13 protein-coding genes and 1 pseudogene are annotated in these 13089 nt (G+C 40.1%); 12 read left to right on the forward strand and 2 right to left on the reverse strand.

Annotated features, from left to right (window positions below):
* Positions 1-55: 55 nt before the first annotated feature.
* From HF078_RS13075 to HF078_RS13100, 6 genes are all read left to right on the forward strand, one after another.
* The gene (locus tag HF078_RS13075; protein ID WP_169291556.1) at positions 56-487 is read left to right on the forward strand and encodes a hypothetical protein; all 432 of its coding nucleotides are present in this window, start codon (positions 56-58) and stop codon (positions 485-487) included.
* Positions 488-603: 116 nt separating this feature from the next.
* Positions 604-1092 (forward strand): YpuI family protein, encoded by a 489-nt coding sequence (locus tag HF078_RS13080; protein WP_148988310.1) that lies wholly within the window; start codon positions 604-606, stop codon positions 1090-1092.
* A gap of 125 nt (positions 1093-1217) precedes the next feature.
* The gene (locus HF078_RS13085) at positions 1218-2105 is read left to right on the forward strand and encodes a Fe-Mn family superoxide dismutase (RefSeq protein ID WP_169291665.1); all 888 of its coding nucleotides are present in this window, start codon (positions 1218-1220) and stop codon (positions 2103-2105) included.
* Positions 2106-2224: 119 nt separating this feature from the next.
* Positions 2225-3379 (forward strand): D-alanyl-D-alanine carboxypeptidase family protein, encoded by a 1155-nt coding sequence (locus tag HF078_RS13090; protein WP_169291557.1) that lies wholly within the window; start codon positions 2225-2227, stop codon positions 3377-3379.
* Positions 3373-3963 carry a nucleoside recognition domain-containing protein gene (locus tag HF078_RS13095; RefSeq protein ID WP_148988313.1) on the forward strand — a complete coding sequence of 197 codons (591 nt, stop codon included), beginning with the start codon at positions 3373-3375 and terminating at the stop codon, positions 3961-3963. Before HF078_RS13090 ends, HF078_RS13095 begins: the two co-directional genes overlap by 7 nt.
* Positions 3964-3966: 3 nt before the next feature.
* Positions 3967-4500, forward strand: a complete 534-nt coding sequence (locus HF078_RS13100) for a spore maturation protein (RefSeq protein WP_169291558.1) — start codon at positions 3967-3969, stop codon at positions 4498-4500.
* Between the two features lie 116 nt (positions 4501-4616).
* Here HF078_RS13100 and HF078_RS13105 read toward each other — a convergent pair whose 3' ends face one another.
* Positions 4617-5108, reverse strand: a complete 492-nt coding sequence (locus tag HF078_RS13105; protein ID WP_169291559.1) for a DUF2716 domain-containing protein — start codon at positions 5106-5108, stop codon at positions 4617-4619.
* Between the two features lie 45 nt (positions 5109-5153).
* A pseudogene (locus HF078_RS13110) lies at positions 5154-5435 on the reverse strand (IS1595 family transposase); the annotation flags it as partial.
* A gap of 753 nt (positions 5436-6188) precedes the next feature.
* Here HF078_RS13110 and rluB point away from each other — a divergent pair.
* The 6 genes from rluB (at position 6189) to HF078_RS13140 (ending at position 13034) form a co-directional block, all read left to right on the forward strand.
* A complete protein-coding gene (gene rluB, locus HF078_RS13115) occupies positions 6189-6917 on the forward strand; it encodes a 23S rRNA pseudouridine(2605) synthase RluB (RefSeq protein ID WP_169291560.1) in 729 nt (242 codons plus the stop codon).
* 176 nt (positions 6918-7093) lie between these two features.
* Positions 7094-7621 carry a thiol-disulfide oxidoreductase ResA gene (gene resA / locus HF078_RS13120; RefSeq protein ID WP_169291561.1) on the forward strand — a complete coding sequence of 176 codons (528 nt, stop codon included), beginning with the start codon at positions 7094-7096 and terminating at the stop codon, positions 7619-7621.
* A gap of 15 nt (positions 7622-7636) precedes the next feature.
* Positions 7637-9298 (forward strand): cytochrome c biogenesis protein ResB, encoded by a 1662-nt coding sequence (gene resB, locus HF078_RS13125; RefSeq protein WP_169291562.1) that lies wholly within the window; start codon positions 7637-7639, stop codon positions 9296-9298.
* Between the two features lie 2 nt (positions 9299-9300).
* Positions 9301-10464 carry a c-type cytochrome biogenesis protein CcsB gene (gene ccsB, locus HF078_RS13130; protein WP_169291563.1) on the forward strand — a complete coding sequence of 388 codons (1164 nt, stop codon included), beginning with the start codon at positions 9301-9303 and terminating at the stop codon, positions 10462-10464.
* 69 nt (positions 10465-10533) lie between these two features.
* A complete protein-coding gene (locus HF078_RS13135) occupies positions 10534-11253 on the forward strand; it encodes a response regulator transcription factor (RefSeq protein WP_060667004.1) in 720 nt (239 codons plus the stop codon).
* Positions 11250-13034 (forward strand): ATP-binding protein, encoded by a 1785-nt coding sequence (locus tag HF078_RS13140; protein WP_169291564.1) that lies wholly within the window; start codon positions 11250-11252, stop codon positions 13032-13034. Before HF078_RS13135 ends, HF078_RS13140 begins: the two co-directional genes overlap by 4 nt.
* Positions 13035-13089: the final 55 nt, after the last annotated feature.

The following is a 13089-nucleotide window of genomic DNA, read 5'->3' on the forward strand; positions in this document are numbered from 1 at the left end:
GGGAGGCTGCAAATTAAAAAGCCCCTAGGACAGATTAGCAGGTGGGAGTGACCGTATGCGTATAATAAAATGTAGAGGGTATGAATTAGAAAAGGCACAACCCAACACTTCTGAGGATTTTTTTAACCGCTCTGAAGTGACTTTTGAAGATGATGGACAAGAAAAGACCTTACATGTACTGTATATTCGGTACTATGACGAAACCTTTGCTGAGTTAATCCCCTCCATGAGTGGAGAAGCAGATCCTATTTTCAAGATTGGTGAAAAACAAATTACTTTTAAAGATTTGGTAGCCATTGTTTGTTTAATAAAAAACCCAAGTTTTCGTCAAAGAAAACGGATCTACATCAATACAAAAGAAGAGTTTGCTGCTTATTTTGAAGGAGTGGATGTCCCTAAAGTAAGAGAAATCTTTGAAGGTATTCACCAACAGGGTGACTATAAACTTACCTCTCCACTTCACTTTTTAGCACAACCTTCTTCTTGAAGTAGGCCAAGCTAAAAGTACATTCTATCTTTGCTAGTAATACTTTTATGTTAAGGTACGTAACGTAGTAGAAACCCACAATAAGAAAAAACTAATACTTGGAGGGTCATTTTTCAATGGCAAATACAATTGTAAAATCACAAACAGAACAGGTTGAGAGCTTTTTAGGAAATACGGTACATCAATTGAACACGTTCTTGAATGAAGCTACGCTTTCGACGTTGATGGAAGAGTCATCAACGAACCAGGGTTATGTAGAACTTCTTTTATTGAATACTCGTCGACTTGCTGTATTCTGTGACGAAGGGTTGAATGCTTGTCAAGTTATCCTGAAAAGTGAACCGTTCAGAAAATCAGCTGCTGAGAAAGTTTTATATAACATTTATCATCAATGTATTGAAGAGTTCTTTGCTCCGAGAAACGATGCTTGGTATGAGGACAGCCGTTCTGCATATACCGGGAAAAATTCTATTCAGTTCCATGAGGCGCCACCAGAATCATTGAAATTGGTGATTCGAGGCTTGGAAAGTGATTTTCAAGCAGTTCGTGAAGAACTTGAATATTATGAAACAGACTACCGGACAAAAATGATGCAAAGTAATTGATTTTATAGCACCAACCCTTGTTTTTAGGGTTGGTGTTTTTTGTTTTCCTACCTCTTGCACTCCTGTTCCATATCGCCCAGATGCTGCATACAATTAAACGATGAGTGCAAGGGAGGGTGAGGAAAATCAAACAAAATCAGCTTGTTTTTAAGCAGTTCTTAAGCGATGTGGAAGATTGGTGCTTGGAAATATTGACCTCCAATCAGGGTAGCAAAGAAGATATTCGTAACAGTTGGTTACCTGAGGTAAGAGGGATACTCAAGAGGGCTCAACATACACAAGAGCAACAGTATATTTTTGAGACTGATATCCTGGAAATTAAAAAGTGTGTGGAAGAGACGGCAGAAGAGATGCGTACTGTTTCAGGCAGACGTGCTTATAATGGGAGAGTGCCAATAGGGCAGCATTCACTGCCACCACTTCCATATCCATATAATGCACTAGAACCATACATTTCTAGAGAGATAATGGAACTGCATCACCAGAAACATCATAAAAGCTATGTGGATGGGCTGAATAAAGCGGAAATGAAGATGCTAGAGGCACGGGAAACTGGCAATTATGATCTTATCAAGCACTGGGAGCGGGAAGCGGCGTTTCATGGATCCGGCCATTATTTGCACACCATGTTCTGGGATAACATGTCACCAAATGGTGGGGGTCTCCCTAGCGGAAGATTAATGCAGCAAATAGTTCAGGATTTTGGTAGTTATGAGAAGTTTAAAAGGCATTTTTCAGAAGCTGCTGACAAAGTGGAGGGGGTTGGATGGGCTTTACTTGTTTGGTCTCCACGTGCACACCGACTAGAAATATTGCAAACGGAAAAACAACAACTATTTACTCAGTGGGACACCATCCCGCTTCTTGGGTTAGATGTATGGGAACATGCTTATTATCTCCAATACAAAAATAATCGGAAAGATTATATCGATAAGTGGTGGAATCTTGTAAATTGGAAAGACGTTGAAAAACGCTACCAAGAAGCGTCAAAATTGAAGTGGAAACCGTTTTGATAAGTGAGGGGAGCCCAGGCTTCTCTTTTTCTTTTCCATCCAATCGACATAAAAACCACTCATAATCTAGGACAGGTTGTGCATAAACTTGTACAAAAATAGATAAGGGATGGGATTGGATGTCTCTCAAAAGAAAAATGTTCAGCATTGCGTTAGCTTCGCTGCTGATTTTCTCCATATGCATACCCATAAATGTATTTGCAGAACAAGTAGGGGTCAGTGCTCGAAATGCAGTCTTGATTGAACAGGAAAGCGGCAGGATCATTTACGAAAAGGATGCACATGAAAAGGAGAGAATTGCCAGTATCACCAAGGTCATGACAGCAATCCTGGCAATTGAATCCGGAAAACTGGATGAAATTGTGAAGGTCAGTGATAAAGCTGTTCGTGCAGAAGGCTCGTCCCTGTACTTGAAACCAGGAGAAAAAATTAAACTGGAACATCTCGTTTATGGGTTGATGCTCCGTTCTGGAAATGACTCTGCTGTTGCCATAGCCGAACATGTTGGAGGAAGTTTGGAAGGCTTTGTATTCATGATGAACGAAAAAGCAGCAGAGCTTGGTATGACCAACACAGAATTTGCTAATCCACATGGTTTGGATGACCATGAGAACCATTACTCTACAGCATTCGACATGGCTCTATTGACTAGATATGCCATGGAAAATGATAAATTCAAAGAAGTCGCAGGCACTAAAGTGTACAGAGCACCTGCTGCCCCTGGTGAGTCATGGGACAGGAGTTGGACTAATAAACACCGGTTAGTGACAGGTATGTACGAATACGCAACAGGTGGTAAAACGGGATATACAAAGCGGGCAAAGCGGACCCTTATTACGACCGCCACAAAAGATGGATTAGATGTTATTGCAGTGACATTGAATGGACCGGATGATTGGAAAGATCATATTTATATGTTTAACCGGGCTTTTACAGACTATAAATTGTATGATATTGCGGAAAAGGGAGAACTCGACAATGTGAAAGATGAATTCTATAAAGGGAAGGTCTCCCTCTCCCGTGATGTGAAATATCCTATGACGAAAAAGGAAAGAGAAAATGTAAGAATTAAGGTTACTTTAGAAAAACCAAAAAAAGAGTGGAAAGATGAGAAAAATGTACCGGAAGTGGTAGGGGAGTATACAATAATTATCCATGATGAGGCTGTTGTGGAAACACCGATTTACTTCGAACAAAAACAAGAAAAGGAAGGCGGTTTCTGGAGCATCTTCAAGAATATCTTTTTCAGTATGGCAGGAAAGACCCCATGGTAAATATTATTTGGGTGGCCATGACCATTATCGGAATCTTGTTTGCGATGATTAATGGAACGATGGATAAAGTGAACGAAGCAATATTTACAGGTGCAAAGGAAGCGGTAACGATTTGCATCGGTTTTATCAGTATCCTAGTTTTCTGGCTGGGACTAATGAGGATTGCTCAGGAAGCGGGACTTCTTGAAAAATTAGCATCTCTCTTTAAACCAGTGGTTCGAAGGATTTTTCCGGAGGTACCACCAGATCATCCTGCAATGGGCTATATGCTTTCTAATATGATTGCTAATATGTTCGGCCTTGGTAATGCTGCTACTCCAATGGGTATAAAAGCGATGGAACAACTTAGGGAGCTGAACGGTGGGAAAATAGAAGCAAGCCGTTCTATGATTACATTTTTAGCTATAAATACATCAAGTCTTACCTTGATTCCTACCACGGTCATTGCCATCAGAATGAACTATGGATCTGCTTCTCCTACAGAAATAGTCGGCCCTACCCTGGTTGCGACACTTTGCTCCACTATCGCAGCCATTACCATCGACCGATTATTCTATTACCGGCGAATGGCGAAAAGGAGGTAGACCATGCAACTCATTTCGCTCATATCCTTATGGATGATACCTCTAATTATTGGGTTCATTCTCTTGTATGCTACGTTTAAAAAAGTTCCTACTTACGAAACCTTTGTTGAAGGAGGAAAAGAAGGAATCAAGATAGCGATATCTATCGTTCCATTCTTAGTTGGGATGTTGGTTGCCATCTCCATCTTCAGGGCTTCCGGTGCATTGGATTTTCTCGTAGAATTTGTCAGACCGGCCATGCAGGCAATTGGCGTTCCTGCTGAAATAGTTCCACTTTCCATCATCCGACCTATATCAGGTACAGCAGCCCTTGGTATGACGACAGATATGATAGCAACCTACGGACCAGATTCATTTATGGGCAGGTTAGCTTCGGTACTCCAAGGGAGTACCGATACTACGTTGTATGTCATTACGGTTTATTTTGGGGCAGTTGGTATTAAGAAGATGGGGGATGCTTTGAAAGTAGGTTTGCTGGCGGATGTAGTCGGTATAATTGTATCTATCTTAGTCGTTACCATTTTCTTTGCAATGTAATTATTTTGCGCCGAGGCAAATCTCGGCGTTTTTATTTTTTTTGTTCTGTGAAATAATAGTGTTGATTTTCTCAAAAGATAAGGGACCCAATTTGGGACCTTAATATAGGTAATAAATTAGCCTTGTCTTAAAATCTTATGAAACATTTTTGGCTTGTGCTTTTCAAAAGCATTTATTAATTCTTTTCCAAATATAGTTATACTTCTTTCCCAAGGGTTTCCTAAATAGCCCCATTTAAAATCCTTCTGGATAAAGAAATAGTAATCACCATTCGGAAAGATTGGTATTGTCCATTCTCCGAATTCATCCTTTTCGAATTCTAAGCGTGGATTTACCCAATAACATTCGTGTTGCCAATCGAGTGCCAGTATATATTCGTCCACTAATGTGGTCTCTATAAATGCATCTAACGCATTTTCTTCAAGGTCATCATAAGCATCTAAATCTGCCGAACCCCCGAAATAATCGGAAATATTATATGTTATAAAAGGATACGGCACCTGAAATGACGGGAAGTTAGACAAACTTGGTTCGAATTTAATATCTCTATATATCCTGTCCCAAATTTGGTCGTATTCTTGGTCAGAAAACGGAATCCAGTTCTTCATTAAATAACCACCTTTCTTATTTGAGTAACTAAGCAGTTGACCATATTATAACCTGAAACCAGATAGTCTGAGCGTGCGATTCGTAACATTTATTGTGAACAAGCAACTATCAATAATCATTTTGCTTACCATTGTAGAATCGTTACGGAATCTGATTAGGTCCAGGAACTGAAACCAGCCCAAATAAGGGTCGAGGTATTTAGTTTCCACACCATTAAAACGGTCCATCCAACCTTTCAGACGGCTATGATAATTATTTACATTTTGGATATGAAAAAGTCCCCTAACACGTTCCTTTCCATCCGATTTGAAAGGATAATGCTCTAATCAGTCTTTGATTTTAGATGTTGTTAAGACACCGCTGTTGATTTCCGCAAATGGCTTCGCTTTCCTAGGGCGCTGCTGAAGTCTCCTCGGCTACGACTGCGGGGTCTCCACCTAGCGCTATCTCCCTCAGGACAAGGAAGGCTTCGGTAGCAAAACATCGCACGAAGAAAATGCGTAGCATTTTCTAGGAGTCTTCGCCTTTTGCTCTAATCAACAGCTAGGAATTATTAGAAACTTAACGTTATCGATTTTCCGTGGCTTCCTCCTTTTCGGGTTATTAGCCTGTCTCTTCCTCCCGCTGGCATCTGCGCGCCTTCCACTCCAATCAACAAGGAAACAACATTTATTGAAGGCTATATGAAAAGCAATAATTGTGATAATTAAATAAGCATCAACGTATAGTTTATGTAATTTTCAGATGTCTTGGAGAAAATGGTGAAGACTCCAGCGGGGGAGTAACGGTAGATTGAGACCCCGCAGCGCAGCGAGGAGGCTCAAGCACCGTCCCGCGGAAAGCAAAGCCATTTGCGGAAAGGAACAGCGGCGCATAACCAGCAACTAAAAGAGGAACGGTGCTTTGTCTTGGTTTTTCCCTAACTTATTGGGCCAAATACAGTTATCTATTATTTCCTCTTTCTTTTTGCAAACAACAACAGGTATAATTAGAGTTTGCAAACATTGGGAATCATAGAAGTAGAGAAATCTTGGCTTTTATTGTGAAAGTCAGGTAAGATGTTGAATGAGGTGAAAGATATGGAACGGTTACAAAAAGTAATTGCACACGCAGGAATTGCGTCCAGAAGAAAAGCAGAAGAATTGATAAAAGAAGGCAAAGTAAAAGTTAATGATAAAGTGGTAAAAGAACTAGGCGTAAAAGTTACCCCAAATGACAAAATTGAAGTAGAAGGAATTCCAGTTGAACGCGAGGAACCAGTTTACTTCTTACTATATAAACCAAGAGGCGTTATCTCCAGTGTTAGTGACGACAAAGGTAGAAAAGTAGCGACTGATTTCTTTCCATACATTGAGGAGCGCATTTATCCTGTTGGTAGACTAGATTATGATACTTCCGGGTTGTTGCTAATGACCAATGACGGTGAGTTTGCCAATGCACTAATGCATCCCACTTCAGAAGTAGAAAAGGTCTATGTAGCAAAGCTAAAAGGAATTCCTACAAGAGAAGCTATTAAAAGTCTGGAAAAGGGTATCAAGCTAGAGGACGGCAAGACGGCACCAGCTCGAATTAAGTTGCTTTCCATGGAGAGAACGAAGAACACATCTATCTTTGAAATTAGCATTCATGAAGGCCGTAACAGACAGGTTCGTCGTATGTTTGAAGCGATCGGCCATCCGGTCATGAAACTGAAAAGGGAGCGTTATGGTTTCTTGAACTTGCATGGACTGTCTGCGGGCGAAGCAAGAGAGTTGACTCCGCATGAAGTGAAGCAGCTTCGTGTGATGGCGACAAAACCGAAAAAATAGTAGTGAAAGCGGAGGAAGCTTATAGGGCAGCTTCCGCTTTTGTTTGTTGCTGGCACCAGGTGTAAGGGAACCTATGTTTTTCAGTCACAAAACCTTCATATTCTATTATCTATGCAAAAAGTAGTAAATGTTATAATAACAAGGATGAAATGTCTCAGTTTTAGGAGAGTATGTATATGAATAAAAAGAAACGTTTGCTGATGCGGACAAGCATACTATTGATTCTTTTAGTAGCAATCGGATATACCATGTATACAAACTTCTTCCAATCCAAAGAAATAGTGGATGTGGGAGATGAGGCACCAAATTTTGTACTTACCGATCTTGAAGGTAATGAAGTGATGCTTTCAGATTACCGTGGAAAAGGTGTGTTCCTTAATTTCTGGGGAACATGGTGTAAGCCGTGTGAAAGAGAAATGCCTTATATGGAAAATCAATATCAAGCATTTAAAGACCAAGGCGTAGAAGTACTTGCTGTAAATATCAGAGAAACGAACCTGGCAGTCGAGAAGTTCAGAGATCGTCATGGGCTAACTTTTCCTATCCCGATGGATAAGCGTGACCAAGTAAGACAGGCCTACGGAATTTTACCATTACCGACGACTATTCTTCTGGATGAGAACGGCAAGATCGTAAAAAAACACTCAGGTGATTTAACAGAGGAAGAAGTTAAAGAATTCATGGAAATGATTAAACCGGAATAATAGGGAGTTTTACGAATGAATGAAATAAAATGTGAATGTGGACACATAAATCCAGAGGGTACTATACTTTGTGAAGCGTGCGGAAAACCGACGGAAAATGATCAAAGTAAGGAAAAACTATTGGATATGCGCTATGAGGGTAGTGCTAGACGTTCACAGACCTATAACAAAACAATTATAGATAAAGTATGGAATTTCTTTTCATCTGTAAAAGTTGGTATCTGGATCATCTTTATCATTCTAGTTGCCTCTTCCATCGGAACCATTTTTCCACAAAAAGATTATATCAATCAGGCAATTCCAGCTGAAATTTACTATGAGCAGGAATACGGGTTTGCAGGAAAGTTGTATTATACGTTAGGTTTTCATGATCTATACGGGTCATGGTGGTATATGCTATTGATTGCAGGTTTAGGAATTTCCTTAGTTATTGCTAGTTTAGACCGATTTATCCCTTTACATAAATCGCTGAAAACACAAAAGGTGACAAGACATGAGAGCTTTATGAAACGCCAGCGTGTATATGGGATAACTGTTGTAGATAAAGATCCAAGTGAGGATATTGAAAAAGCTAAGCAAGGCCTACTTAAGCGTAAGTTTAACGTAAGAGAAGAAGATGGAAACATTTTAGCAGAGAAAAATCGATTTTCCAGATGGGGTCCATATGTGAACCATATAGGGATCATCATCTTCCTTATTGGTGCTATGCTTCGGTTTTTCCCAGGTATGTATGTAGACGAAACGGTTTGGGTGCGTGAAGGGGAGACAGAGCTTATCCCTGGAACCGGTGGTCAATATTATTTGAAAAATGAAGGCTTTATTTTTGAAACGTATAATAGTGAATCATCTGACGAAATATTTAATTCCGCTATCTCTAGAGCGGGTGAAGATGCCATTGCGAGTAACTTCCAAACTAACGCCGTATTATATGAGCGCAAAGGAGAATATATTGTCGGGGCTGAACCCGAACTTGAAAAAGTAAAAGAGCATGCCGTTCAAGTAAATCAACCTTTGAAACATGATAACTATGCGCTCTATCAGGTAGACTATAAGTTAAACGAATTTAAGAGCATGTCATTCAACCTTGAAAACAAGGACACTGGTGAAAGTTTTGGTCCTATAAAAGTGGACTTGCTAAATCCGCAAGAAACATACGACCTTGGTGAAGGCGTGTCTGTGGAATTGGTAAACTACTTTCCAGATTTCACTTTAGAGGGTGGAGAACCAGCAACAAAAACTCGGGTACCAAATAATCCTGCATTTGTTTTCAGAATGATAACACCTGAGACACCTGAAGGGGAAATTGCACTTGTAGCAATACGACAAAACATTGAACCTAATGGTACAAACCAGAATAAGATGACATTCGCTGGAGTAGAAACCCGCAATGTATCCGGATTGACTGTTCGAAAAGACCTGACTTTATGGATACTAGGCACAGGTGGAGCCATCTTCATGATTGGTGTCATTCAAGGAATGTATTGGAATCACCGTCGTGTTTGGATTAGAAGGAACGGAAATGAAATTATGTTAGCAGGTCATACCAACAAGAACTGGTTTGGGTTAAAAAATGAAATTAATAAAGCGTTAGAAAATACTTCTATTACTATTCCTGTCGATCAAGTTGAAGCAGAAAAAGCGCAGGAACAGAAGATAGAAAAGAATGAGGAGGCATAATAATGGCTCAGCTAAGTGGTAATTTGCTATATACTGCATTTATACTTTATCTGATTGGTACAGCCTTCTTCGGTGGGGCCATCCGTGGGAAAAAAGGGAATAAAGCCGCGAAAATAGGAATTTTTATTACAATCCTAGGTTTTACAGCTCAACTAGGCTATTTTATTACCCGTTGGATTGCTGGAGGACATGCACCTGTAAGTAATCTTTTCGAATTTACAACCTTCTTTGGCATGATGATGGTATTGGCTTTTATCGTCATTTATTTCATATATAAAACTAGTACACTTGGAGTTTTCACTCTGCCAATAGCATTGCTATTGATTGCTTATGCAGCAATGTTTCCAAGCGATATCTCTCCATTGATACCAGCACTCCAAAGTCATTGGCTTGCCATTCACGTATCAACGGTAGCACTAGGAATTGCAATTCTGTCTGTCAGTTTTGCAGCAGGTTTAATTTATTTAGTGAAAGTGGTAGATTATAGTAAAAAGGGACAAAAACCTTTCTGGGTTGAATTTACCCTATATGTGTTAATTTCTTTCCTAGGCTTTATACTTATCTCCATTGGGTTCGGCGCAGCGGATTACGAAGCGCAGTTTTCTTATATCAACAAAGATGGGAAACAAGAACAGGTAGCATATAACTTATATCCAATTGTAGGGCCTAATGAAGGGGAATTGCTGACGGAAAACAGAATGGATTCCCTTGTCAATCTTTCTCCTTGGATTAATACAGTAAAACTTAACACAGTAATATGGTCTCTTCTTGGAGGAGCATTACTGTACCTATTATTTAGAGTAGTCCTTAGAAAACCAATTGGAAAAGCATTAAAGCCTGCAGTAGCTAAGGTGAATCTTGATGTGGTAGATGAAATCGGGTATCGGGCAGTAACAATTGGTTTCCCAGTTTTCACACTCGGTGGACTTATTTTTGCCGCGATTTGGGCTCAAATAGCCTGGTCAAGATTCTGGGCTTGGGATCCTAAAGAAGTATGGGCGTTCATAACATGGTTATTTTATGCAGGATACCTACATTTACGTCTCTCTAAAGGATGGGAAGGCGAAAAATCCGCATGGCTCACGCTTGTTGGTTTTGCGATTATCCTGTTCAACTTAATCGGCGTTAACTTAATCATTGCTGGTCTTCATTCCTATGCAATGTAAAACAAATAACCTGCCTTCACAATATTGTGAGGGCTTTTCTTACAGATATCCAAAGGGGGTTTAAGGAAAATGGAAAAAGAAGTGAGAATTCTTGTAGTGGACGATGAGGACCGTATTAGAAGATTGTTGAAAATGTACCTAGAAAGAGAAAATTACGTTATTGAAGAAGCTGATAATGGAAACACTGCGCTAGAGCTGGCACTTGAAAAAGAATACGATGTCATCCTGTTGGATGTGATGATGCCTGGTATGGATGGTATGGAAGTGTGCAAAGAAATCAGGGAAAAAAAGGCCACCCCAATCATTATGCTTACAGCCAAAGGAGAAGAGACAAACAGAGTACAAGGTTTTGAAATGGGAACAGACGACTATATTGTAAAACCCTTCAGCCCAAGGGAAGTAGTGCTTAGAGTGAAAGCGTTATTACGTCGTTCTTCTAGCACCACCTTCTTGACTACGGAAACAACAACAAAGGATGTCATTGTCTTCCCTCATCTGACCATCGATAATGATGCACACAGAGTAACATCAGAAGGAAAAGAAATAAATCTTACTCCTAAAGAATATGAGCTACTATACTTCCTGGCAAAATCTCCGGACAAAGTTTTCGACCGCGAACAGCTGTTAAAAGAAGTATGGCAATACGAATTTTTTGGAGATTTACGAACAGTCGACACGCATGTAAAACGTCTTCGCGAGAAGCTGAACAAAGTGTCTGAACCAGCCTCCAAAATGATTGTAACAGTATGGGGCGTAGGCTATAAATTTGAGGTTGGCAATGAATCATGATTTGGAGAAGTGTAGTTGGTAAGCTTTGGCTTACCGTGTTACTCTTAGTTTCATTTGTATTATTTGTTTTAACTATTCTTTTGCTAGAGTTCTTTGAGAATTATCATGTGCAGGAAGCGGAGAAGGATTTGACGCAGGCAGCAAGCAAGATTTCGTTAATCCTTGAACAACATGAAGACATGGAGCAATCCAAATCTATAGCATGGGAACTCGTAGATGAAGTATCTCGGGTGGTCATTTTTACAGACAAAGGGGAGTACTCTCATTCCCCGACATCTCAATTTGACCATCTGCCGGCTGAATTCTTCCTAAACGACCCGGACCTTTCCCTTGTGTTTGAAGATCAGCCTATCGTGACGAAAAAAACATACCTGCCTGATTTTCAAATCACAGATGAAATGCAAGGCGAAGTCATGATCGTCGGTATTCCCTTGCATATCAATGAGGATAAAGATGGAGCTGTGTTTGTTTATCAGTCATTGCTTGCAATTAAAGAAACAACCAAGCAAACAACAAAACTCATTTTGCTTGCCGCAGGTTTTGCGATCTTCTTAACGACTATTTTCGCCTTCTTCTTATCTACAAGGATAACAGCACCGCTGCGTAATATGCGAGAGGCTGCGTTCGAAGTAGCAAGAGGAAAGTTTGATACTAAGGTTCCAATATTAACTTCAGATGAAATTGGAGAACTTGGAATGGCTTTTAATCAAATGGGACGACAACTTAAATTTAATATTAATGCATTGAACCAAGAGAAGGAACATTTGGCCAACATTCTTAGCAGTATGGCGGATGGGGTTATCACCTTAAACAGAGATGGCACCATTCTTGTAACGAACCCCCCTGCGGAGAAGTTTTTGCAAGCCTGGTTCTACCAAGAAGGCAATGCCAGCGGGGAAGACCTGCCTGGAGAAGTGAAAGAAATGTTCCAACGGGCGATATCTGTTGAAAAAGAACAAACTATTGAATTAACCTATCAAGGGCGTACGTGGGTTATTGTAATGAGTCCATTATATACACAAACCCATATTCGAGGTGCAGTTGCCGTAATCCGAGATATGACGGAAGAGAGAAGGCTAGACAAACTTCGTAAAGACTTTATTGCCAATGTGTCTCATGAATTGCGTACCCCCATTTCCATGCTCCAAGGCTACAGCGAAGCGATTGTGGATGATATAGCCGGAACAGATGAAGAGAAAAAAGAGTTAGCTTCTGTTATTTATGATGAATCCCTCAGGATGGGCCGCCTCGTAAATGATTTACTTGATTTGGCAAGAATGGAAGCAGGTCATATATCATTGAACTATGAGAAAGCCAATATTGTCGCTTTTGTCGAAAAAATAACCAGAAAGTTTCAAGGACTTGCAAAAGAGAAGTCAATTGTGTTGCAGTCTCATGTAGATGGTGAAGGCGCAATCCAAATGGATGTGGACCGTATGGAACAGGTAATGACGAATCTAGTGGACAATGCGATTCGCCATACAGCCGATGGTGGGACCATTACCATTCATGCAAAATTGATAAATAACGGTGTCAAAATAGATGTAAAAGATTCAGGCCACGGAATTCCTGAAGAAGACCTGCCTTTTGTTTTTGAACGTTTCTATAAAGCTGATAAGGCTCGGACAAGAGGCCGTGCTGGAACAGGTTTGGGTCTGGCTATTGTAAAAAATATTATTGAAGCTCACCGTGGTACCATTTCCGTTCATTCAAAAGAGAACGAGGGAACGACATTTTCCATGTATATTCCGCAAAAACACTCTCAAAATGGAGACCTGTAGCGAAAAATCTTGTTTTCTATGAAACATTATCTTGTCAAGACCAGACATATCTTGT

Origin of the sequence: Bacillus sp. RO2, assembly GCF_012911845.1 — a bacterium.
GTDB lineage: Bacteria > Bacillota > Bacilli > Bacillales > Bacillaceae_I > Sutcliffiella_A.